This window comes from Streptomyces erythrochromogenes (genome assembly GCF_040684695.1).
GTDB classification, from domain to species: domain Bacteria; phylum Actinomycetota; class Actinomycetes; order Streptomycetales; family Streptomycetaceae; genus Streptomyces; species Streptomyces erythrochromogenes_C.
In genome coordinates this window covers 1-22,412 of the sequence record NZ_JBFBGM010000004.1, presented here as the reverse complement: position 1 = coordinate 22,412, position 22,412 = coordinate 1, and the positions used below count along the sequence as shown (strand labels likewise).

24 protein-coding genes are annotated in these 22,412 nt (G+C 72.1%); 7 read left to right on the top strand and 17 right to left on the bottom strand.

The window, feature by feature from the left end; genetic code table 11:
* The 13 genes from AB0O53_RS09000 to AB0O53_RS08940 all read right to left on the bottom strand — a co-directional run bounded on the left by AB0O53_RS09000 (window position 1) and on the right by AB0O53_RS08940 (window position 9,945).
* The gene (locus AB0O53_RS09000; RefSeq protein ID WP_365194228.1) at window positions 1–636 is read right to left on the bottom strand and encodes an OmpA family protein; all 636 of its coding nucleotides are present in this window, start codon (window positions 634–636) and stop codon (window positions 1–3) included.
* A gap of 4 nt (window positions 637–640) precedes the next feature.
* The gene (locus AB0O53_RS08995) at window positions 641–1,234 is read right to left on the bottom strand and encodes a hypothetical protein (protein WP_435886629.1); all 594 of its coding nucleotides are present in this window, start codon (window positions 1,232–1,234) and stop codon (window positions 641–643) included.
* Window positions 1,235–1,265: 31 nt separating this feature from the next.
* Window positions 1,266–1,934: a pilus assembly protein TadG-related protein gene (locus AB0O53_RS08990; RefSeq protein WP_365194224.1), complete on the bottom strand. Its 669-nt coding sequence runs from the start codon at window positions 1,932–1,934 to the stop codon at window positions 1,266–1,268.
* On the bottom strand, window positions 1,934–2,179 hold the full coding sequence (locus AB0O53_RS08985; protein ID WP_266498154.1) for a hypothetical protein: 246 nt from the start codon (window positions 2,177–2,179) through the stop codon (window positions 1,934–1,936). The genes AB0O53_RS08990 and AB0O53_RS08985 overlap by 1 nt, the downstream gene beginning before the upstream one ends.
* Before the next feature lie 110 nt (window positions 2,180–2,289).
* Window positions 2,290–2,976, bottom strand: a complete 687-nt coding sequence (locus AB0O53_RS08980) for a response regulator (protein WP_350988237.1) — start codon at window positions 2,974–2,976, stop codon at window positions 2,290–2,292.
* A 3-nt stretch (window positions 2,977–2,979) separates the two neighbouring features.
* On the bottom strand, window positions 2,980–3,873 hold the full coding sequence (locus AB0O53_RS08975; RefSeq protein ID WP_350988239.1) for a DUF5936 domain-containing protein: 894 nt from the start codon (window positions 3,871–3,873) through the stop codon (window positions 2,980–2,982).
* A gap of 16 nt (window positions 3,874–3,889) precedes the next feature.
* Window positions 3,890–4,828 (bottom strand): type II secretion system F family protein, encoded by a 939-nt coding sequence (locus AB0O53_RS08970; protein WP_350988241.1) that lies wholly within the window; start codon window positions 4,826–4,828, stop codon window positions 3,890–3,892.
* Complete coding sequence (locus tag AB0O53_RS08965) at window positions 4,825–6,174, bottom strand: TadA family conjugal transfer-associated ATPase (protein WP_365194220.1); 1,350 nt, start codon at window positions 6,172–6,174, stop codon at window positions 4,825–4,827. The genes AB0O53_RS08970 and AB0O53_RS08965 overlap by 4 nt, the downstream gene beginning before the upstream one ends.
* The gene (locus AB0O53_RS08960) at window positions 6,171–6,539 is read right to left on the bottom strand and encodes a TadE/TadG family type IV pilus assembly protein (RefSeq protein ID WP_365194217.1); all 369 of its coding nucleotides are present in this window, start codon (window positions 6,537–6,539) and stop codon (window positions 6,171–6,173) included. The genes AB0O53_RS08965 and AB0O53_RS08960 overlap by 4 nt, the downstream gene beginning before the upstream one ends.
* A 1-nt stretch (window position 6,540) precedes the next feature.
* On the bottom strand, window positions 6,541–6,870 hold the full coding sequence (locus AB0O53_RS08955) for a TadE/TadG family type IV pilus assembly protein (RefSeq protein ID WP_365194215.1): 330 nt from the start codon (window positions 6,868–6,870) through the stop codon (window positions 6,541–6,543).
* 96 nt (window positions 6,871–6,966) lie between these two features.
* The gene (locus tag AB0O53_RS08950) at window positions 6,967–8,244 is read right to left on the bottom strand and encodes a CpaE/TadZ family protein (protein ID WP_365194213.1); all 1,278 of its coding nucleotides are present in this window, start codon (window positions 8,242–8,244) and stop codon (window positions 6,967–6,969) included.
* Between the two features lie 7 nt (window positions 8,245–8,251).
* The gene (gene cpaB, locus AB0O53_RS08945) at window positions 8,252–8,953 is read right to left on the bottom strand and encodes a Flp pilus assembly protein CpaB (protein ID WP_365194211.1); all 702 of its coding nucleotides are present in this window, start codon (window positions 8,951–8,953) and stop codon (window positions 8,252–8,254) included.
* Between the two features lie 50 nt (window positions 8,954–9,003).
* A complete protein-coding gene (locus tag AB0O53_RS08940; protein WP_365194208.1) occupies window positions 9,004–9,945 on the bottom strand; it encodes a hypothetical protein in 942 nt (313 codons plus the stop codon).
* Between the two features lie 380 nt (window positions 9,946–10,325).
* Between AB0O53_RS08940 and AB0O53_RS08935 the strand changes: the two genes are divergently transcribed.
* Window positions 10,326–12,017 carry a chitinase gene (locus AB0O53_RS08935; RefSeq protein WP_365194206.1) on the top strand — a complete coding sequence of 564 codons (1,692 nt, stop codon included), beginning with the start codon at window positions 10,326–10,328 and terminating at the stop codon, window positions 12,015–12,017.
* A gap of 126 nt (window positions 12,018–12,143) precedes the next feature.
* Window positions 12,144–13,475, top strand: a complete 1,332-nt coding sequence (locus AB0O53_RS08930; protein ID WP_350988256.1) for a M14 family metallopeptidase — start codon at window positions 12,144–12,146, stop codon at window positions 13,473–13,475.
* A gap of 122 nt (window positions 13,476–13,597) precedes the next feature.
* Here AB0O53_RS08930 and AB0O53_RS08925 read toward each other — a convergent pair whose 3' ends face one another.
* Window positions 13,598–14,008, bottom strand: a complete 411-nt coding sequence (locus AB0O53_RS08925; protein ID WP_350988258.1) for a RidA family protein — start codon at window positions 14,006–14,008, stop codon at window positions 13,598–13,600.
* Window positions 14,005–14,757, bottom strand: a complete 753-nt coding sequence (locus tag AB0O53_RS08920; protein ID WP_350988260.1) for an IclR family transcriptional regulator — start codon at window positions 14,755–14,757, stop codon at window positions 14,005–14,007. The genes AB0O53_RS08925 and AB0O53_RS08920 overlap by 4 nt, the downstream gene beginning before the upstream one ends.
* Window positions 14,758–14,898: 141 nt before the next feature.
* On the opposite strand from AB0O53_RS08920, the gene AB0O53_RS08915 reads away from it, so the two are divergent.
* Genes AB0O53_RS08915 through AB0O53_RS08905 form a run of 3 tightly spaced genes read left to right on the top strand, consistent with a single transcriptional unit; the run spans window position 14,899 to window position 18,816 of the window.
* The gene (locus AB0O53_RS08915) at window positions 14,899–16,185 is read left to right on the top strand and encodes an amino acid deaminase (RefSeq protein WP_350988262.1); all 1,287 of its coding nucleotides are present in this window, start codon (window positions 14,899–14,901) and stop codon (window positions 16,183–16,185) included.
* A 10-nt stretch (window positions 16,186–16,195) separates the two neighbouring features.
* Window positions 16,196–17,776: an N-acyl-D-amino-acid deacylase family protein gene (locus AB0O53_RS08910; protein WP_365194201.1), complete on the top strand. Its 1,581-nt coding sequence runs from the start codon at window positions 16,196–16,198 to the stop codon at window positions 17,774–17,776.
* A 23-nt stretch (window positions 17,777–17,799) separates the two neighbouring features.
* On the top strand, window positions 17,800–18,816 hold the full coding sequence (locus AB0O53_RS08905) for a YdcF family protein (protein ID WP_350988266.1): 1,017 nt from the start codon (window positions 17,800–17,802) through the stop codon (window positions 18,814–18,816).
* Between the two features lie 88 nt (window positions 18,817–18,904).
* Here the strand turns inward: AB0O53_RS08905 and AB0O53_RS08900 are convergent, their stop codons facing one another.
* Window positions 18,905–20,254 (bottom strand): carbohydrate-binding protein, encoded by a 1,350-nt coding sequence (locus AB0O53_RS08900; RefSeq protein WP_350988267.1) that lies wholly within the window; start codon window positions 20,252–20,254, stop codon window positions 18,905–18,907.
* A gap of 179 nt (window positions 20,255–20,433) precedes the next feature.
* Here AB0O53_RS08900 and AB0O53_RS08895 point away from each other — a divergent pair, with 179 nt between their 5' ends.
* Window positions 20,434–20,619, top strand: a complete 186-nt coding sequence (locus tag AB0O53_RS08895; RefSeq protein WP_030034983.1) for a hypothetical protein — start codon at window positions 20,434–20,436, stop codon at window positions 20,617–20,619.
* Between the two features lie 162 nt (window positions 20,620–20,781).
* On the opposite strand, the gene AB0O53_RS08890 is transcribed toward AB0O53_RS08895, so the two are convergent.
* Window positions 20,782–21,756, bottom strand: a complete 975-nt coding sequence (locus tag AB0O53_RS08890; protein WP_365194197.1) for a LysR family transcriptional regulator — start codon at window positions 21,754–21,756, stop codon at window positions 20,782–20,784.
* A 106-nt stretch (window positions 21,757–21,862) separates the two neighbouring features.
* Between AB0O53_RS08890 and AB0O53_RS08885 the strand changes: the two genes are divergently transcribed.
* Window positions 21,863–22,321 carry a nitroreductase/quinone reductase family protein gene (locus AB0O53_RS08885; RefSeq protein ID WP_350988269.1) on the top strand — a complete coding sequence of 153 codons (459 nt, stop codon included), beginning with the start codon at window positions 21,863–21,865 and terminating at the stop codon, window positions 22,319–22,321.
* Window positions 22,322–22,412 lie beyond the last annotated feature (91 nt).

Here is a 22,412-nt window from a genome sequence, read left to right as displayed (position 1 = left end):
TCAGCCCGCGCCGCGCGGGAAGGTGATCTCCACGCGGCGGTTCTTCTTGCGGCCTTCCTCGGTGCCGTTGTCGGCGATCGGGTAGTCCTCGCTGTAGCCGCGGACGTCGAAGACGACGCTCGGGTTCGTCACGGTCTTGGCCAGCTCGTTGTGCACGGCGTCGGCCCGCTGCTTGGACAGCTCCTTGCCGTGCTCGTAGCTGCCCTGGTCGTCGGTGAAGCCGAAGACCCGGATGCGGGTGGCCTTGGACTGGTTGATCTCGTTCCCGATGGCCTGGATCCGGGCGGCCGCCTGCGCGTTGAACACGGCGCTGTCCTCGGGGAAGAGCACCTCGGACTGCAGCGCCATCATGACGGTCTCGTTGGTCTCCTGACGCCGCTGCTCCCCACCGAGGTCCTCGACGACCTCTGCGATGTCCAGCACCTTCACCGGTGCCAGGGTTCCGCCCTGCGGGATCTTCAGCCCGGGGGCGTTGGAGTCGATCGCCACGGGCGCGGAAGCCGAAGGCTCCGTGCCGGGCGGCACCGAGGGCTTCACGTCATCGGCGTACGCGGAGCCGGCCCCGACCAGGTGTCCTCCTGCGATCACAAGACCGGCGGCTGCCGTGGCGGCGACGGTGCGGTGGCGTGTTGTCATGGGGTCACCCCGAGATTTTGACAGTGGCCGTGGCAAAGGTGGGCAGGCTGAACTCCACCTCTGTGGTCGAGGTCGGCGGGGCAGGGAACTGCGCGAAGAACGGAACCACTTGGCCCGGATCCACGCTCGAGATCCCCGTGGTGCAGAGGCAGCGCGCTTCGGTGTCCCGAAGTACGTAGTAGCGCTTCTTGCCGGCCTTGTCGACGAGGGTGGCACCGGCCACGGACTCCCCGCTGCCCTTCAGCTCGATCCCCCGCCATGCCGAAGTACCGGTGAAGGACTGACTGCCCGTGTTCTTGATCTGCCCGTTGACGGTCAGAAACCCACCGGGATCCCGCTGCAAGGAATTGATCACGAGTGTCATGCCACTCGCTCCGTTCACGGTGGCGATCACTGCGGTCGGCTCGGAGCCCTGGCTCGCACTCGGCGCCGGGTTCTGAGCCCCCGATCCCTGAGACTGCGGCGTCGACGGCTTCTGGTCCGCCTTCGGCTTGCTGTCGCCGTCATTGCCGCCACACCCGGCCAGCGTGAGGGCCATGACCGCCGCACCTGCAACAGCCAGTCCCCTGCGAGCCTTCACCATGCGCCGAATGCTCATCTACGAACGCTTCCTTGTCTCTCGTTCCCTGTCAGCCGACGAGTCGCACGCTGAACAGTCTTCTGGTCAATTCACTGAGCGAGCCCGGCTTGAGCGGGTCGAGCTTGACCGACTCCCCACCGCACACGAAGGTCACCGTCGACGGGGTCGGCTCGGCCGTCGCACCGCCCCCGGCCGATGGGGTGGGAAGGGGAGTGGCGGTGGGGGTGGGGGTGGGTGCCGGGGTGGAAACCGCACCCAGCCGGCACTTCGGCTTGATCAGGGCCGTGGCCGTGGCGGTTCCGTGCATGCCTTCGGTCCCGGGGATCACCGATTCACCGACGGTCCCCTCGGTCTCCACGGAGACGGTGAACCTGGGGAGAGCGGGCTCGCACGAGGTCACCGTCGCGCTGTTCTTCGCAGCGAAGGCCGAGGCCTCGCCGCACGCACCGCCCACGGCGAAGAGCTTCCCTTCCAGGATCTTCGTCCAGTCCGCGGGCTTCAAGGAGACGAGGTCGAGGCCCAGGAGCACGTCGTCCCTGGCTGCCCGCCCGGCCGCGAGGGCGGCAGCGTCCGCCGCCCCCTGGGCGTCGCTCCGCGTGGTGGAGGCCTGGCCGACGACGAAGAAGGCGAGCGCGGCGAAGAGCAGACCCGCCACCACGATCACGTAGATGGGGAAGGCCTGCCCCCGGTCGGCCGTTCGCTGTCCACGCGGCGTCATCAGCCGGCTTTGATGTCCTTCACGGCCTGCTTGATCCTGGTGGTGATCTCGGTCCCGATGCCAGAGCCGACGATCGCTCCGACGATCACGATGACCACCAGGATGATGCCCAGGTACTCGAAGGCCGTCTGGCCGCGGTCCAGTTGGGCGTGGCGCTTGCGAAGCCTTGTCACGGCCGTGTCCGCCCACCCGTTCACCCTGATCCGCGCCTCCACGGCGGCCTTCAGCAGCGTGTTCTGTGACATGGGGGTTCCCTCCCGGGCCGGTACCGGTGTCGATCTGCGGACGGTACGGCGAGTCACCAGTCGTGACCAAGGGTCCCGGGACCCAATTACGGACCCACTGCGCACTCTGTCTACCCATGACCGGTCACTCCTGGACGGGCGGTTCCCAGCCAGCGGGCTATCGCCTCGCTGCGCGTGGCGCTCCGGAGCTTCGCGAAGATGCGGTTGATGTGGTTCTTGACCGTCTTCTCGCTGATGAAGCAGGCGGCTGCGATCTGCTGATTGCTCATCCCGGACGCGATCAGATCCATGATCTCCACCTCCCGGGAACTCAGCCCGAAGACAACAGAGTTGTGCATCCGCTCGGACGACTGTGCCACATCTCGTTGCGGATGCGAAGAGGCCCGTAGTTCCGCCAGTAGGGCACTCGCCGCCGACGGGGTGAAGTGGGGGCGGCCCAGGGGCGCGTCGTGCACGGCCCTGAGCAGGTCGTCCGCCGTGAACTCGCCGTGCACGAGGTAGCCCCCGGCGCCCAGCAGCAGGGCCTCGCGGACGATTTCGGCTTCGCTGCTGTACGTCAGCATCAGTACGGGCGCCAGCTGCACCAGGTGTGGCAGCGCGGAGATCCCGTCCACCCCCGGCATCCGGACGTCCAGCAGGACCACGTCCGGAGCATGCCGACGCGTCAGGCTCAGCGCCTCGCGGCCGTCCGCGGCCTGGGCGGTCACCTCGATGTCCGCGGCCCCGCCCAGGATGGCGGCGAGACCCGCCCGGATCACCGGGTTCCCGTCGGCGATGAGCACGCTCAGCCGCGCCACGGCTCAGCCACCCCCGAACAGCGCACCGAAGTCGACGTTCGCGCCGTAGACGAAACCGCACACGAGGAGGATGAGCGTGCCGGGCAGCATGAACATCGTCACGGCGAACGTGGCCTTGGGCACGGCCCGGGCGGCGCGCCGGCGGGCGTTCTGGGCGTCCGTGCGGCGCATGTCCTCGGCGATCGCGATCAGCGTGTCGACGATCGGGGAGCCCAGTTCCTCGCCCTGCTGGAGGGCCGTCACGAACTGCGCGACCTGCTCGCTGTCGTTGCGCCGCCGCAGCTCGTCGAAGGCCTGGCGCCGGCTGACGCCCATGTTCATCTGCTGCAGCGTGATGCGGATTTCGTCGGCCCAGGGACCTTCGTACTTGTCGGCGACCCGCTCCAGCGCCTGCCGGAAGCCCAGCCCGGCGCTGACGACGACCGCGAGCACGTCCAGGAAGTCCGGCAAGGTCCGCTCGATGTGGTCGCGGCGCACCCGGATGGCCGACCACAGGCCGACCTCGATCCAGAACAGGCCGAAGGCCACCATCAGCAGGGCCGCGACCAGTTGGCCGTTGACCAGCATGGAGAAGGCCCCGGCGGCGCCGAGCAGCCCGTACACGGCGCGCCGGGCCGCGTACCGGTCGATCGTCAGGCCGGCCGGGTTGCCCGCCATGTCGATCTGCCGGCGCTTGCGGGCCACCCGGGTCGGGCCCATCGCGCGCAGCACCAGCGGCGCCCAGCGGATGCCGAGGCGGTCGACCAGCGACCCGACCGCCGTCGTACGGGTCGCTCCGACCTCCAGGGCCAGGGCGAGGTCGGTGGGGAGTTTCACGTCCGCCCGGTAGAGGCGGATGCCGTGGAAGGCGCCGAACACCGAGAGGCCGACGGCGAGTGCGAGGAGGAGTCCGGTCATCGTCGCGTCCGCCCCCTCACACGTCGATCTTCGACAGGCGGCGGATGAGGACGAAGCCCAGCGCGAAGAGGCCCAGGGAGACGAGGACGGCCGTCTGCCCGAAGAACGCGCCCGTCATACGGTCCAGCGCGCCCGGCATCATCATGTCGACGAGGAGCAGCGAGCCGAGCCCGATGGCCGGGACCAGGTAGGCCGTCACCGTGACCTGCGACAGCTGGGTGCGGATCTCCCGCCGGGTCTCCTTGCGCTGCTCCAGCGTCACCGTCAGGTTGCGCAGGCTGTCCACGATTGCGCCGCCGGCCCGGGCCGACAGGACGAGGGTGGAGACGAGGACGACGAGTTCGCGGGACGGCAGGCGCTCGGTGAGTTCTCCCAGGGACTCCTCGATGGAGTGGCCCACGGCGAGGCGGTCCGCGACCCGTGCGAGTTCCTCGCCCGCCGGTGCCTCCAGTTCCTCCGCCGCGATGCCGATGGCGGTCCGCAGGGCCAGTCCGGCCTGGGTGGCGTTGGCGAGGATGCGGGCCAGGTCGGGGAGCTGGTTGATGAAGCGCTCCGTACGCCGTGCCCGCTGCCAGCCGAGGAACGCGTTCGCCGCCCAGACGCCGATCAGTCCGGCCACCGGCCCGAAGAACGGGGCGAGGAGGGACGAGGCGATGAGCCAGACGCCCGCGATGGAGCCGAGCATGTAGACGAAGAACTCGCCGGGCGTGAGGTCCAAGCCCGTGGTCGCCAGCTTCTGTTCGATCCGGCGGCCGAACTTCGTCTTCCGCAGCCGGCGGTCGATCTTCCGGAAGCGCCTTACCCGGCCGAGCGGTTCGGGCAGGCCGCTCGCCGAGAGGCGTTCGACGAGGGCTGCGTGCTGGGCGCGGCCGGCCGCGTACGCCTGCAGGCCGACGACCGCGAGGACGCAGGCCAGCAGCGTGATGCCGAGGGTGAGGAGGATCAGTGGGTTCACAGGGCGGTCCGTGTGATGTGCGGGGTGGTGAGGGGGTCGTCGGGCAGCGCGACGCCGAAGGCCTGCGGGATGGGCTGGTTGTTCATGTAGAGGCGTTCGGCGATGCGGCGGGGCAGCGGGTAGTACTCGAAGTAGCCGTGGACGCGGCCGTCCGGCCCCATGGGCTGGGCGGCGAACCGGCAGACGGTGGTGATCCGGAAGGGTTCGCGGCCGTGTGACTCGAGGATGGAGATCTCCGTGATGCGGCGGGAGCCGTCGCCGAAGCGCGTCAGCTGGACGATGACGTTGACGGCGCTGTTGATCTGGTCCTGGAGGGCTTCGAAGGGGATCTCGACCTCCGACATGGAGGCCAGGGTCTGCAGGCGGGTCAGGGCGTCGGAGGAGCTGTTGGCGTGGACGGTGGCCAGCGAGCCGTCGTGGCCGGTGGACATGGCCTGGAGCATGTCGAGGGTCTCGCCGCCGCGGACCTCGCCGACGATGATGCGGTCGGGACGCATGCGCAGGGAGTTGCGTACGAGGTCGCGGATGGTGATCTGGCCCTTGCCCTCCACGTTCGCCGGGCGTGATTCCAGGCGGATGACGTGGGCCTGCTGGAGCTGGAGTTCCGCCGAGTCCTCGATGGTGATGATGCGCTCGCCCTCCGGGATCAGGCCGGAGAGGGCGTTGAGGAGGGTGGTCTTGCCGGTGCCGGTGGCCCCGGAGACGATCACGTTCATCTTCGACTGGACCAGGCCCGACAGCAGTAGGAGCATCTGCTCGTCGAGGGAGCCGAGGGCGATCATCTCGTGCAGGGTGAAGGCGCGCGGGAAGCGGCGGATGGTGAGGGTGGCGCCGGTCAGGGAGAGCGGCGGGATGATGACGTTGACGCGCTCGCCGCTGGGCAGGCGGGCGTCGACCATCGGGTTGGCCTCGTCGACGCGGCGGTTGACGGTGGAGACGATGCGCTCGATGGTCTGCATGAGCTGTTCGTGCGAGGCGAAGCGGATGGGGAGCTGCTCGACGCGCCCGGCCCGCTCGACGAAGATCTGGTCGGGGCCGTTGACCATGATCTCGGAGATGGAGGCGTCTTCGAGGAGCGGTTCGAGCACGCCGAGCCCGAGGGCCTCGTCGACGACGCGGCGGATGAGCTGTGCGCGCTCGGCGGTGGGCAGGACCGGGCCCTCGCGGCTGATGATGTGCCCGAGTACGCGTTCCAGGCGCGCCCGGCGCTCGGCGGGTGCGAGCGCGGACATCTCGGCGAGGTCGATCTCCTCCAGCAGCTTGGCGCGGTAGGAGGAGACCAGCCGGCCGTCCTCGCGCGGGCCGTGGCGGTCGTCGGGGGTGCTGACCCGGGAACGCAGGCTCATGGTCCGGTCACCTCGGGGTCGTCGTTGGGCATGACTGCCGTGGCTGTGGCGTCTTCCGGGTTCAGCCCGGGGATGATCGAGTTGACGGGGATGGTGGCGACTGCGGTGACGGCGTCGGCCGTCCTGCTCACGACGACGCGTGCACCGAGCCCTTCCCGGACGGCCGCCACGCCCGCTGCCTCTCCCCTGCCCCGGTGCTGAGCCTCCACGCGGGCCGCCGTCCGGGCGGCCGTGTCCGCCTGTTCGTGGACGTACGCGACCCAGCCCAGCTGGATCCCGCACAGCGCGACGAACAGCAGGATCGGTACGAAGCCGATGTACTCCAGGGCCACTTGGCCCCGGTCGGAACGGATGCGCCGCCTCATGTCACTCGGCCTCCTTCTCCAGCGCGGCGCCGCCGGTGCCGTCGATCCCGCCGAAGTTGAGCGCCGGGTGGAGGACGGGAATGGAGAGGCGCACCTTGGCCCGGTAGATGTCGCCGGACTCCTGGCACACCACCTCAAGGCCCCACGCCTCCCCGATGTGCTCCCGCGCCGCCGCGCCGCAGGCCGCGTCCCCGTGCACCGCGCCCGCGCGGGCCGCCTCGTCCGCCGCGTTGCCCGCCAGGGAGAAGGCGTAGCCGATCAGTACGCACTCCCAGACCGCCGCCACCAGGAGCAGGATCAGCGGGACCGTGCCGACGAACTCGATCGCCACCTGGCCACGATCGCCCCGGGCGCCCCGGTCTCCCCGGGCGCGCCCGTCGGCCCGGTTCCCGCGGGTCCCTCTCCGGGCGGGCGTCGTCCGCATCCGTCAGCCCTCCCGGCCGCGGCGCAGGCGGGAGACCGTGCCCGCGGCGCGCAGGGTCAGGGCGCCGCCCGGCGGGGCCGGGGCCGCCGCGGCGGTGTCCGGGGCCGCGAGGAGGCCGAGTTCGCCGGCCAGGGTCCACAGGGCCTGCTTGACCGTGGAGCGGTTGTCGAGGTCCTGGAGGCGGCCCGCGTCCACCACGGCCTGGAGCTCCTTGAAGGCGGCCGGGACGGGGGTGCGGGTGGCGCGGGTCTTGGTGATCTTCTCGATCAGGGCGGGCTGGATCTCGGTGTGCTTGCTCCAGCGGTTGACGACCATCGCGGTGTCCTCGGCCTTGCGGACCTGGAGCCGCTCCCACAGGCGGACCATGCGCTTGGCGGCCCGGACCGCGATGACGTCGGGGGTGGTGACCAGGACCGCGGTGTCCGCCATCTCCACCGCGGCGGCGTTGGCTCCGGTCACCTGGGTCCCGCAGTCGACGACGACGAGTTCGTAGCGGCTGCGCAGGGCGCCGAGGATGTGGCGGGCGGCGCGGTCGTCGACCTCCTCGCCGCGTTCGCCGTCGGCCGGGGCGAGGAGCAGCGCGAGCCCGGTGCGGTCCTCGTAGACGGCGTCCTGGAGGACCCGCGCCGAGATGTCCTGGATCCCGGCGAGGTCGGCGATGGACCGCCGGAACTGCACGTCGAGGTACGAGCCCACGTCGCCGGCCTGGAGGTCCATGTCGACCAGTGCGGTGCGCCGCCCCGACGCGGCGGCGGCCAGGGCGAACTGGACGGCGGTGAAGGTGGTGCCCACGCCGCCCTTGGCTCCGGTGACGGTGACGACCCGCCCGCCCGGCCCGGTGAGGGCGTCGGCGTCGGCGGCGCCCCGGCCCAGGTGGCGGCGGACGCCGACGGACCATTGGGCGGCGGCCTGGACGCGGGCGGCGAGCTCGTCGTAGGACAGCGGCAGGCCGACGAGGCCGCGGGCGCCGGAGTCCATGGCGGCGGAGAAGAGCGCCGGGCCGGCGTCCGAGGACACCAGGACGACCCCCACCGCCGGGAAGCGGAGGGCGACTTCCCGGATGAGCTCCAGTGCGGGCACCGGCCCGATGCGCTCGTGGACGAGGACCACCTCGGGGAGTTCGTCGAGCGATTCGACGGCGAGGCGGGCGAGGGTGTCCAGCAGGGTGGTCGAGTCGGGTACCGGCGGGGAGGGTTCCGCCGAGGGGAGCTGGCTCAGCAGGGTGGAGAAGATGCGGGCCGCGTCCGGGTCGCCGACCGCGGGGAGGATTCGCGTGGTCATCCGGGCCTCACCTGTCCCCGTCGAGGGTGTACGTACGGTCTCCGGCGGCGGGCGCGGAATCGGTGCCGGGGGCGACCAGGGCCAGGCGCACGTGTTCCGCGAAAGACTCGGCGTAGGCGACGCGCTGGGTGTCCTTGGTGCTGAGGGCGAAGGTGATCGGGACGGCCTCGGCGGGGCCCTTGCGGTCGCCGTCCTTCTCCAGGGCGGTGAGCTTGCCGACGTTCAGGACGCGGGCGTTGGCGACGATGATCACCGAACGGGAGGGTTCGGTGTCCTTGGCGCCCTTGAAGGTGGCGATGATGTTGACCTTGGCGCCCGAGGTGATCTTGCCGGCCACTCCCGTGGCCGCGTCGATCATGATGGCGATCTCCTGCTCACCGGGCTGGAGCTGCGGCCGGTCGACGACCATGTCCGTCTGGAGCAGCGAGCCCTTCTTCAGGGTGGTGAGCGCGATCTTGTCCTTGAGTGCGCCGAGGTCGGTGACGGCCGTGTCGGACAGCCACCGCTCGGGGATCCTGATCTCCTCGAACTGGCCGGGCCCCAGCGGGCTGTACGGGGCTATGTCGGCCTTGGCACGGTAGGCGACGACCTCGGACCCGACCTTGGAGTTGACGTCGCCGATCACCACGAGGACTCCGGCGAAGGCCCCCAGGGCGCACAGGACCGACAGGAGCAGCAGAATGACGCCGCGGCGCTGGCGTGAGTTCATAGGCCGTACTACCTCGCCGTTCTTTCTTCATTCGTACGTTCGGTCGTCGGTCAGGGTCTGGAGCGGCCGGTGCTCGCCGACGTCGCCGCGGTCGGCGGTGGGGCGGTGAGCGGAGCGGCGCAGAAGCCGCAGCGGTCGCCGATGAGTTCGAGGCCGCACCAGCGGCACTGCTCGCGGCGGACCGAGGCGACGAGTTGGTAGAGCACGGACAGGTCGGGGATGCCGGCGGCGAACTCGACGAGCTTGGGAGTGCCCCACCAGGCGGGTGAGGCGGCCGGCAGCGGGTTCTCCATGACGCCCTGCACCTGCCAGGCGGGGGCCAGTTCGGCGGCGACCCAGTCGGAGGCGAGCTGGCCGCGCGCGAAGGTGAGCTGGGTGGCGAAGTCGGGCCCGGCGGGCAGGGCCGCGGCCCCCGCACCGTGGGCGGCGTGCGACGCGCCGTGCGACCCGCCCCGTCCGGTGCGCCCGCCGCCCCCGGAGCCCAGCTTGGCCAGGTGCGGTGTCGGGTGGGCGAGTACGGCGAACTGCGCGCTCGGCGACCAGGACCGGGCGTGCGCCCCGAGCCCGACGGGCACGCGGACCCGGTCGAGCTTGGCGACCGAGCCGAGCAGGGCGCCCGCGTAGATGTAGTGCGACAGCAGCCGGGCCGCGGAGGCGATGACGCCGGGGCTGAAGTCGCAGACGCTGAGCTGGCGCAGCTGACGGGCCAGCAGGGCCGTTCCCAGCGGCGGGAGATCGATGTCGAGCAGCGCGATCCGGTCGGTTTCCAGGATGGCCCGGACGGTGTGCAGCCGCTGGACGGTGGCGCGCGGGAGCCAGGGCGGTACGAGCGCCACGAGGTGGCCGTGCCGTTCCAGCAGGGCGCTGGTCCCGGCGAGCGCCGATTCCAGGTCGTGCTGTTCGGGCGGGTGCAGCAGGGCGGCCCCCGGCGTGTGCCGGTCGGGGGCCGGAAGCACCAGATCGTCGCTGGTGACTGCGATGGCGGTCGGCACGCGAATTCCCCCGTTCCCCCACGTTCCCCGTACGCCCGGACGTTCGCGCGCTCGACGGGGACGCGTCGCAGCCGCGTCGCGTGCGCGCACCACTGCGCGACCGCGGACGGCCGTCGCCCATCCCCCCTTGCCCCAGCACCATAACCGCGTCACCCCTGGCAGGTCAGGGGCTTGGTGATTCCCGTGCGTAAGGCACCGGTCACAGGTGACGGGAAACCCGGACAACAGGGATCGCGCATTGAGCCATTTCAAGCCACTTTGCGAAGACTCTTGACACGGGGATTGGTCTGGACCAACTTGGCAGCGCACGCCGTGAGTCGGCCCCACCCCACGCGGCCCGGCTCTCCCTTCCCCACGACACCTCCCCCCACGGAGCCCACGTGAACCGCATACGCTCCCTCTCCCTGCCGATCGCCGTCACCGTCGCCGCCGGGGCCCTGACGGCCCTCGCCGCGAGCGCCGCACAGGCCGCGGACATCAACGTCGCCCGCAACGGCGGCTTCGAGTCGGGCCTGGCCAACTGGTCCTGTTCCGGCGGCAGCGGCGCCGCCGTCTCCTCGCCCGTGTACGCCGGGGCCGGCGCGCTGAAGGCCACCCCGGCCGGTTCCGACAACGCCCGCTGCAGCCAGACCGTCACGGTCAAGCCGAACTCGACGTACACGCTGAGCACGCAGGTGCAGGGCAGCTACGTCTACCTCGGCGCGACGGGGACGGGCACCCAGGACGTCTCGACCTGGACCCCCGGCTCGGGCGGCGGCTGGCAGAAGCTGTCCACCACCTTCACCACCGGCCCCTCCACCACCCAGGTCACCGTCTACACCCACGGCTGGTACGGCCAGCCGGCCTACACCGTCGACGACTTCAGCGTCTTCGGCCCGGACGGCGGCGGGGGCACCGACCCCGGCCCCGGCATCCCGGGCGCACCGGCCGGGACCGCTGTTTCCGGCCAGAGCGCGAACGGACTCACCCTTTCGTGGAACGCGGTCGGCGGGGCCGCCGGCTACCACGTCTACCAGGACGGCGCCCGCGTCCAGACCGTGACCGGGACCTCCACCGCGGTCACCGGTCTCGCGCCGTCCACCTCGTACTCCTTCCAGGTGAGCGCGTACAACACGGCCGGCGAGGGCCCGAAGTCCGCGCCCGTCACCGGGACCACGACCGGCGGCGGCAACCCGGGCAACCCGGCCGTCCCCAAGCACGCCCTGACCGGCTACTGGCAGAACTTCAACAACGGCGCGACCGTCCAGAAGATCTCCGACGTCTCCGCCCAGTACGACATCATCGCCGTCTCCTTCGCCGACGCCACCACCACGCCCGGCGCCATCGCCTTCAACCTCGACTCGGCCGGCCTCGGCGGGTACACCGTCGCCCAGTTCAAGGCGGACATCGCCGCGAAGAAGGCGGCCGGGAAGTCGGTCATCCTCTCGATCGGCGGCGAGAAGGGGACCATCACGGTCAACGACTCGGCCTCCGCGACCAACCTGGCGAACTCGGCGTACGCCCTGATGCAGGAGTACGGCTTCACCGGCATCGACATCGACCTGGAGAACGGCCTCAACCCCACCTACATGACGCAGGCGCTGCGCGCCCTGTCCGCGAAGGCCGGCCCCTCGCTCGTCATCACCATGGCGCCGCAGACGATCGACATGCAGTCCCCGCAGGGCGGCTACTTCAAGACGGCGCTCAACATCAAGGACATCCTCACCGTCGTCAACATGCAGTACTACAACAGCGGCGCGATGAACGGCTGCGACGGCAAGGTCTACTCCCAGGGCTCGGTGGACTTCCTCACCGCGCTGGCCTGCATCCAGCTGGAGGGCGGCCTCGACGCCTCCCAGGTGGGCATCGGCGTCCCGGCCTCCCCCAGCGGCGCGGGCAGCGGCTACGTCTCCCCGACCGTCGTCAACAACGCCCTGGACTGCCTGACCCGGGGCACGAACTGCGGATCCTTCAAGCCGTCGAAGACCTACCCCGCGCTGCGCGGCGCGATGACCTGGTCGACCAACTGGGACGCCAAGGCGGGTAGTGCTTGGTCGAACTCGGTGGGTCCCAAGGTCCACGGGCTCCCGTAGGCGGTACCTGTGGGGGGTGGCCGGATCGGTTCGGCGGACACCCGAGGTCCTTGACCGGGACATGCCACGAGAGGACGCTGAGCGCGTCCGCACGGCTACCCCCACACTCCCCACCCAGGAGAACGCATGCGGCTCCATACCCGCCGGAGGGCCGGCCTGACGGCGGCCCTGCTGGCGCTCGCGCTCGGCGCACCCGCCTACGGCATGAGTGCGACGGCGGCGCCACCGCCCAGCCCGTCGACCGCCACCCAGGACGAGGCCATCGTCCAGTACCGGATCCACGGCCCCTCCACCGTCGCCGACCGCACCGCCCTGCTCGGTACGGGCGTCTCCATCGACGAGGTGGACGACCACACCGTCGTGGTCAGCGCCGACACCATGCAGGCCAAGAAGCTGAAGGCGCTCGGCTACAAGCTGACGCCGCTGCCCGGGCCCCCGGACCGCTCGCTGCCCGGCATCGCGGCGAGCCCGATGGACTTCCCCTCGGCGGACTCGAAGTACCACAACTACGCCGAGGCGACGGCCGAGATCAACACGCTCGTCGCGCAGTACCCGGCGATCGCCTCCAAGCGGGTGATCGGCAAGTCGTACCAGGGCCGCGACCTCCTCGCCATCAAGATCAGCGACAACGTCGCCACGGACGAGTCCGAGCCCGAGGTGCTCTTCACGGCGCACCAGCACGCCCGCGAGCACCTGACCGTCGAGATGGCGCTCTACCTGCTCAAGGAGTTCACCTCCAAGTACGGCACCGACTCCCGGGTCACCAATGCCGTCAACGGCCGCGAGATCTGGATCGTCCCGGACCTCAACCCCGACGGCGGCGAGTACGACATCGCCACCGGCTCCTACCGCTCCTGGCGCAAGAACCGGCAGCCGAACTCCGGGTCCTCCTACGTCGGCACCGACGAGAACCGGAACTGGAACTACAAGTGGGGCTGCTGCGGCGGCTCCAGCAGCAGCAAGAGCTCCGAGACCTACCGGGGCGCGGCCGCCGAGTCGGCGCCCGAGGTGAAGGTCGTCTCGGACTTCGTGCGCAGCCGGGTGGTCGGCGGCAAGCAGCAGATCAAGGCCGCGATCGACTTCCACACCTACAGCGAGCTCGTGCTGTGGCCCTTCGGCTACACCTACAACGACACCGCCCCGGGCCTGACCGCCGACGACCTCGCCGTCTACAAGAAGATCGGCACCGGCATGGCCGGCAGCAACGGCTACACGCCGGAGCAGTCGAGCGACCTGTACATCACGGACGGCACGATCGACGACTGGCTGTGGGGCAACCAGAAGATCTTCGCCTACACCTTCGAGATGTACCCGGAGAGCGGCGGCGGCGGCTTCTACCCGCCGGACGAGGTGATCGACCGCGAGACCGCCCGCAACAAGGACGCGGTGCTCCAGCTGCTGGAGAACGCGGACTGCATGTACCGCTCGATCGGCAAGGAAGCCCAGTACTGCTCGTAGTACTGCTCGTTGTGCCGCTCGCAGTACCGCTCGCGGCCGTCACCTGAACCGGGGGGCGCCCCGCCGCCGGAGGGGCGTACCCTCCCGTCCGCGGCGGGGCGCCCGCCTGTGCGCGGCGGGCGTCAGCCCAGGACCGCGAGGGCGTCGATCTCGATGAGCAGCCCGGCCGGCAGGCCCACGTACACGGTGGTCCGGGCCGCCGGGGCCTCCTTCAGGCCCTGCTCCTCGAAGTAGGCGTCGTAGAGGCCGTTCATCTCCGCGAAGTGCTCCGTGTCCGTGAGGTAGACGCGGATCATCATCACGTCGTCCCAGCCCGCGCCGCCGGCCTCCAGCACGGAGCGGACGTTCTCCAGCGTCTGGAGGGTCTGCTCGCGCAGCGTCGGGCCCGCGGGCGTCGGCGGCCGGCCGTCCACGTGCGGGAGGAAGCCGACCTGGCCGGCGACCTGCAGGATGTTCCCCTTGCGCACGCCGTGCGAGAACTTCGCGGGCGCCGCGGTGTGGGTGTCGGGGGTGATGGCGGTCTTCTCGGTCACGCGCTCTCCTGTACTCCTGAATAGTCCTGGCTGATGGCACCGGCGGTGCGCAGCACCTGCGGCAGCAGTTCGAGCAGCCCGTCCGCCGGGAGGACCACGCCGGGCGCGGAGACCGACAGCGCGGCGACGACCCGCCCGTCGGGGCCGCGCACGGGCGCGCCCAGGCAGTTGATCGACTCCTCGTGGCCGCCCAGGTCGGTGGCCCAGCCCTGTTCCCGTACGCGGTCCAGCTCGCGCAGGAAGGCCTCGGCGTCCGGGGTGGAGCGGGCGGTGTAGCGGGGGTAGTCGATGCGGTGGGCGAGGGCCCGGCGTTCGGCCTCGGGGAGGTCGGCGAGGAGCAACTTGGCGACGGCGGCGACGGTGAGGGGCACGGGCCGGCCGATGCGGGAGTACATGCGCACCGGGTAGCGGCTGTCGACCTTGTCGACGTACACGACCTCGTCGTCCTGGTGCAGGGCGAGGTGAACGGTGTGCCCGGTGGCCTGGTTCAGCCCGGCCAGGTGGGGGCGGGCGACCTCGCGCACGTCGAGGTTCTCGATGGCCTCGGCGGCGAGCGCGAAAAGGCGCGCGCCGAGGCGGTAGCGGCCGTCGGGGCAGCGGTAGACGAAGCCGCCCTCGTTCAGGGTGCGCAGCAGGCGCAGCGCGGTGCTCTTGTGGACGCCGAGCTCGTCGGCCACGTCGCCGAGGCCGGCGGGCCCCTTCGCGAGCAGCGGCAGGATGCCGAGCGCTCTCTCGACCGACTGGCTCATCGCTCGCCCTCTCCCACGGTCGCCCGCATCCCCGGCTCCGGCGGCACACGTTGACCGGCCGTCACCCGGGATGTTAGACAGCATGCAGTGGTACACGCAACGACTGTTGCAGCCGACGCAACACGCCCGGGAGGCATCCGCATGGCCAGCGCCAGCGACCCCGTCAAGGACCTCGCCGACGAGCCGGTGGACCACCGGTTCAAGGGACTCCCCCCGGACGCCCAGGCGGACGGCCTGACCGTCGGGCAGCTCGCGGCCCAGCGCCGGGACCTGCACACCGGCGGGTTCACCACCCCCGTCCTGACCCTCGACGCGGACGCGCTGGAGCACAACCTCGCGGCCCTCGGCACCTACGCCGCCCGCCACGACCTCGCCTTCGCCCCGCACGGCAAGACCTGCATGTCCCCGCAGCTCTTCCGCCGCCAGCTGGACCACGGCGCGTGGGGGATCACCGCCGCCGTCCCCCACCAGGCCCGCGTCTACCGCGCCTTCGGGATCCAGCGGATCTTCCTCGCCAACGAGCTCGTCGATCCGGCCGCGCTGCGCTGGGTGGCCGGGGAGCTCGCCGCCGACCCCGGCTTCCGGTTCGTCTGCTACGTCGACTCCGTGCGCGGCGTCCAACTCATGGACCGGGCCCTGCAGGGCGCCGGGGCCCGCGTCGACGTCGTCGTCGAGCTCGGCGCCGGCGAGGGCGCCCGTACCGGTGCCCGCACCGACGAGGACTGCCGCGCCGTCGCCGACGCGGTCGCCGCGACCGGCACCCTGCGCCTGGTCGGCATGGGCGGCTACGAGGCCGAGGTCCCCGAGGCCGACCCGGCGCGCGTGCACGCGTACCTGCGCCGGCTGACCGCCCTCGCCGTCGAGTTCGACAAGGCGGGCCGGTTCGCGCCCGACCTCGACGAGATCGTCGTCAGTGCCGGCGGCTCCGCCTGGTTCGACGCCGTCGCCGACGTCTTCGCCGAGCTCCCGGAGCTCTCCCGGCCCGTCCTGAAGCTGCTCCGCTCGGGTGCGTACGTCTCCCACGACCACGGCTGGTACACCCGCCTGACCCCCTTCAACCGCCATCCCGAGGAGGGCGGCCTGCGCCCGGCGTTCCGCCTGTGGACCCAGGTCGTCTCCCGCCCCTCCCCCACCCAGGCCTTCGTCAACGCCGGCAAGCGCGACATCGCCTACGACCTGGGCCTGCCCGAGGCCGAGCTGGTCCGCGACCCGCTCACCGGCGAGGAGCGGCCCGCCACCGGCATCCGCGTGGTCAAGCTGTCCGACCAGCACGCCTGGCTGGAGACCGGATCGGCCGACGACGTCCAGGTCGGCGACTGGGTGGCGCTCGGCATGTCCCACCCCTGCACGATCTTCGAGAAGTGGCCGCTGATCCCGGTCGTGGAGGCCGACGGCACCGTCACCGACTACGTCCGCACCTTCTTCTAGGCACCGGCCGGTGGACCTGGTCATCCGGGGCGCCCGCGTCGTCGACGGCACGGGCGGCCCCTCGTACACCGCCGACGTCGGCGTCCACGAGGGCCGGATCACGGCCGTCGGCAGGCTCTCCGGGGGCCGCGAGACCGTCGACGCGCACGGTCTCGCGCTGGCCCCCGGCTTCGTGGACATGCACGCCCACAGCGACCTCGCCCTGCTCCGCGACCCGGACCACAGCGCGAAGGCCGCCCAGGGCGTCACCCTCGAAGTCCTCGGCCAGGACGGCCTGTCGTACGCGCCCGTCGACGACCGGACCCTGGCCGGGGTGCGGGCGGCGATCGCCGGCTGGAACGGCCCCGGCGACGACGTCGACCTCGACTGGCGCACCGTCGGCGAGTACCTCGACCGGCTGGACCGCGGCTTCGGCGGCGAGGGCGTCGCCGTCAACGCCGCCTACCTCGTCCCCCAGGGCACCGTCCGCGCCCACGTCGTCGGCTGGGACGACCGCCCGGCGACCGCCGCCGAGCTGGACCGGATGCGCGCCCTCGTCGCCGACGGCCTCGCCGAGGGCGCCGTCGGCCTGTCCTCCGGGCTCACCTACACCCCCGGCATGTACGCCTCCGGGGCCGAACTGACCGCACTGTGCCGGGTGGTGGCCCGCTACGGCGGCTACTACTGCCCCCACCACCGCAGCTACGGCCGGGGCGCCCTCGCCGCCTACGCCGAGATGGTCGAGCTGACCCGGGAGGCGGGCTGCGCCCTGCACCTCGCGCACGCCACCATGAACTTCGGGGAGAACGAGGGCCGGGCGGGCGACCTGCTCGCCCTCCTCGACGCGGCCCTGGACGCGGGCGCCGACATCACCCTGGACAGCTACCCGTACACCCCCGGCTGCACCACCCTCGCGGCCCTGCTGCCCAGTTGGGCGAACGAGGGCGGCCCGGAGGCGGTCCTGGCCCGGCTGCGCGACGACGGCACGGCCGAGCGGATCCGCCACGCCCTGGAGCACGAGGGCGCCGACGGCTGCCACGGGGTCCCCGTCGACTGGTCGACGATCGAGATCTCGGGCGTCGGCGACCCCGCGTACGCCGCCCTCGTCGGCACGCGCCTGGACGGCTGGGACACCGCCCGCAGGCTCCTGGTCGGCGACCGGCTCGCCCCGACGGTCCTCCAGCACGTCGGCCACGAGGAGAACGTCCGGGCGATCATGCGCCACCGCGCCCACACCGGCGGCTCCGACGGCATCCTCCAGGGCGCGAAGCCGCACCCGCGCGCCTACGGCACCTTCCCGCACTACCTCGGCCGCTACGTCCGCGAACTCGGCCTGCTCTCCCTGGAGGAGTGCGTCGCGCACCTGTCGGGGCGGCCCGCGGCGCGGCTGCGCCTGCCCGACCGGGGCCTGGTCCGGGTGGGCTACCGCGCCGACCTCGTCCTCTTCGACCCCGGCACGGTCGCGGCCGGCTCCACGTACGAGCGGCCCCGCACCCTGCCCACGGGCATCCCGCACGTCCTGATCGGCGGACGGTTCGTCATCCGCGACGGGCGCCGGACCCAGGTGCTGGCCGGCCGGTCGGTGCGCAGAACCGGCCACGTTCACCGCTAGATCCGCCGCCTACGATGGGCGCCATGGTCGCCTTCGCCCTCGCCGCCCTGCTCTTCCTCGCGTTCTGCATAAGCGTCAGACAGGACCGGCGGCGCTTCAGCAACGCCGTGCTCCTGGGGCTGACCTTCCTGACCGCCTTCTCGGCGCTCTTCCTCCAGGTGGCCAAGCTCCCCTTCTGGGCGGCCGCCACGGTCGTCGTGCTCACCTTCGCCGCACCGGCGTTCGGCGTCCTGGCCCTGGGCGTGCTCCTGGTCCGCAACGGCATGACGATGGTCCGCAAGGAGGGCTTCCGCCCGGCCAACCTGCTGTCGATGCTGGCCGGGCTCGCGATCTTCGCGCTGATCGCGCTGCTCGTCCTCGTCGGCGTCGTCGGCTCCCCCGTCCTGGGCGGCATCGCCGGGACCCTCACCGTCGTCGCCGGCTACGTCTCCTTCGTCTTCTTCTGCTTCCTCGGCTACGCCTACCTCTACGGCCGGATCAAGGTGCGCGGCGACGTCGACCACGTGGTCATGCTGGGCTCGGGGCTGATCGGCGGGGACCGCGTGCCGCCGCTGCTGGCCTCGCGGCTGCGCAAGGGGCAGCAGATCTACGAGGTCCAGCTGGCCCGGAGCGGCCGGCCGCCGGTGCTGCTCGTCTCGGGCGGCAAGGGCTCGGACGAGAAGGTCGCGGAGGCCCGGGCGATGGCGGACTGGCTGATCGCGGAGGGCGTGCCCGCGGAGCACATCGTGCTGGAGGACCGCTCCACGACGACCGAGGAGAACATGCTCTTCAGCCGGCAGATCATGGAGGCCCACGACCCGGGCTACCGGTGCGTGGTGGTCACCAACAACTTCCACGCCTTCCGGGCGGCGATGCTGGCGCGCAAGACCGGCGTGAACGGGCAGGTCCTGGGCTCCCCCACCGCGAAGTACTACTGGCCGAGCGCCACCATCCGCGAGTTCGTCGCCGTCTTCTGGGAGCACCGGGCGGTCAACCTGTCGATCTGCGGCCTGCTGGCCGTCTTCGGTGCGCTGGGCACGCTGGCCGCGGTCCTCGTCTGACCGGCGGCCGTCCCGCGCGAACGGGTAAAGGTGCCGTGACTCCCCCCTTGGCAGTCACGGCACCGGTTCCCGGCTTCGCGCGGGTGCGTCAGACCCGCTGCCAGAGCGCCGGGACGTTCGGCGGCTCCCAGCCCGTCTGGGCCTGGTGCCCCTGGATGCAGCGGTAGGTCGAGCCGCCGTACGTGACGGTGGCGCCGGCCGCGTAGACGGAGCCGGCCTTCCACGTGCCGCCGGGCTCGGGCTCGCCGGGACCGGGGCCCGGGCCCGGGTCGGAGCCGCTGACCTTGAGGGTCAGCCCGTACGCCGACAGGATCGGGTTCAGCGGCTGGAAGAAGGTGGTCCCGCCGCTGGAGCAGTTGCCGGAGCCGCCCGAGGTCACGCCCTGGGCCTGGCTCCCGGAGATGTAGGAGCCGCCGGAGTCGCCCGGCTCGGCGCAGACCGTCGTACGGGTCACGCCGGAGATGGTGCCCTCGGGGTAGGTGACGCTGGTGTTGTGCTGCTGGATCGTGCCGCAGTGCCATCCGGTGGTCGACCCGGACCGGCACACCGACGCCCCGACCGGCTGCAGCACCGAACCGGCCACCTGCACGTTCGCGCCGCCGCTGCCCTTCACGTACGGGGTCGAGGACCAGTTGGCGTTCGCGGCGACCCAGGCCATGTCGTTGCCCGGGAAGACCGACGCCTGGAAGGAGCCCTGGGCGACCTGGTTGAACCCGGTGGTGGTGGTCCCGGCGCGCCCGCAGTGCCCGGCGGTGGCGAAGCCGTTCACGGTCCCCTTGGTCACGGGGAAGCCGACGGAGCAGCGGCCGCTGCCGTTCATGTAGTAGGCGTCCCCGCCGCGCAGGTCGTAGAGCGGACGCGGGGCCTCGGCCGTGCGGACGACGGTGACCAGGGCCGCGTCGGTGCCGGTGGCGGCGAGCAGCCGGGCGGCGGCCCCGGCCTCGGCCTCCTCGACGACCAGCGTGTTGGAGCGCGGGTCGACGTAGCGGACGGGCGTCGCGGGGCCCGCGGCGCGGTCCAGGGCGGCCCTGGCGCCGTCGAGGTCGGCGAGGGTACGGGTGACGAGCTTCGCCCGGGCCCCGGTGGCCCGTATCGCGGCGGTGTCGGCGGCCCGGGTGGTGGCCACGGTGAGCACGGCGGAGTCGGCCCCGTCCACCCAGGCCCCGGCGAAGGCGGCGCCGAGCCGGTCCCGCAGGCGGGCGGCGGTGGCCCCGGCCTCGGCTTCGTGGGCGAGACGGGCCTTGGCCTGCGTGGGGGTCAGGCCGAGGTCGCGCTGCATGGCGGCGAGCAGCTCGGGGGCGGCGTCGGCGGTGCGCAGGGCGGCGGCCGCCGAGGGCACCGCGGGGGCGGGGTCGGCGGTGGCGCCGCCCGTCCCGGCCAGCAGCAGCCCGGCGGCGGCCAGGGCGGTACACGCCGCGCGGGCGTGTCGCTTGAGCATGGGGGATCTCCTCGGTTTCCGGTGGGGGTCTGCGGAAACCGTAGAAATCCGAACCTGCGCGCGGGAGCTGCCGGTTGGCCCCTCCCCCGGTGTTATGCCCGCGGCCGCGCGGCGGCCGACGTGCGTTCATGGGGCGGCGGCCGGAGTATGGGGCCAGGGGAATACGTAGGAGGTACGCGATGGTCAGTGAACCCGACGAGCAGCCCACGCGGTCGGACCGGCTCTTCACGGGCGGGGAACGACCGTACGACCCCGAGGACCTCGTGATGGCGACAGGCCACGACCCGACTCCGGAGCGGGTCGAGAAGGCCCGCAAACTGATCGAGAAGGAGGGCCCGCAGGTCATCGAGCGCTACCTGCCGTAGCCGCCCGAAGGCTGCCCCACCCGCCCCGGCCCCGCCCTCCTCGGCCCCGCCGGCTCTTTCAGCCTGGCCGGCGCTTGAGGCGCTCTTTCAGCCTCGCCGGCGTTTGAGGCGCGGGGTCCGGGGCGGAGCCCCGTCCTTTACGCCTGCCCGGCCACAGCGCGACTAGGCGGCGGGCGACGGCGCAGCCGCCCGGACCGGGGTCGCCCGCAGGGCCGACCCCCCGCCGGCCCTCGCCAGAGCCTCCGCATGCGCAGCCCTCGCATGACCGAGCACACCCGCGGCCCGCGCCGCCACCCGCGCCGCGGGATGCCACCCCAGCACGTGCCGCCACACCAGTGGCGTCCCGGCGAGCGGCCGCGTGACGACCCCCGGGGTCGGCGGGAAGGTGGCCCGGCACAGGCCGACGGCCCGCCCCACCTGCACCAGGTGCACGCAGGAGGCGGTGTCGGTCTCGTACACGCAGGCGGGCGTGAAACCCGCCCGTACGCACGCCGCGGCGAAGCAGTCCCCGAAGCACCCGTCGCCGGGTACGTCCGTCCACGCCTCGGCGGCCAGCTCGGCCAGCTCGACCTCGTCCCGCGCGGCCCGGGCCAGGGCCAGCGGGTGGTCCTCGGCCAGCATCACGTGCACCGGGTCCCGCGCGACCTCCATCCACGCCAGCCGCCCCGGCTCGGGCGGCGCGCTCTCCCCGCAGACGCCGACCAGCGCGAAGTCCAGCCGCCCGTCCGCGACGCTCCCGGCGACCTCCTTCTCCGACCAGGAGGTGTACGTCGTCACCGGCACGCCCGGCTCCTCGTGGGCGAGCCGGTCCACGAGCCCGCCGAGCAGCGGCCCGTGCGTCCCGCCGAGGCGGTAGCCCTGCGCCCCCTGCCGGGCGAACCGCTGGGCCTCCTCCTGGAGCTCGCACACCGCGGGCAGCACCACTCTCGCCCGCTCCAGCACCAGCTCCCCGAGCGCGGTGGGCCGCACGCCCTCCCGCCCGCGCACGAACAGCAGGCCGCCCAGCGCCCGCTCGATCCGCTTCAGCTGCGTACTGAGCGCGGGCTGCGCCAGGCCGAGGGCGGTCGCGGCCCGGGTCAGGCTCCCGGCGTCGGCGACCGCCCTGACGATCTTGAGATGCCTCAGCTCCAGATCCATGTGAAGAGCTTGGTTCAGACCTATAGACGTGCGCTACGGGTCGTACGCATCCAGAATCGTTAATGCTCGTTAGCCGCCAGGGGGCCGCAACCCTAAGGACAGGTAAATGCACACACTCGAAGTCGACTGGGACCACCCCACGGACCCGCGACCCGGTCCGCAGCTCGACCATGTCCGCGCCTACGTCAGCACCGCCGGCGCCGACGGCCACCTCTGGCACGGCGTCCCCACGCTGCTGATCACCACACTCGACCGCGCCACGGACACCACGGTACGCACCCCGCTGATCTACGGCGAGGACGCGGGCCGCTACCTCGTCGTGGCCTCCGCGGACGGCGCCCCGGAGCACCCCCACTGGTACCGCAACCTCACCGCCCACCCGGAGGTCCGCCTCCAGGTCGGCGCCGCCACCTTCGAGGCGACGGCGCACACGGCCACCGCGACGGAACGGGAGGTGTACTGGGAGATGATGACCGCCCTCTGGCCCCCCTTCGAGGACGACCAGGCCGCCGCCCGCCCCCGCGAGATCCCCCTGGTCATCCTGGAACGCCTCCCCGGCCGCTAGGCCGTCTCTTTCGGATCTTGCCGGGCCCGCGCTGCCCGGCACCGCACCTCCCTGCGTTGTCGGGGCTCCCGAGTACGGCCAGTACACGAGG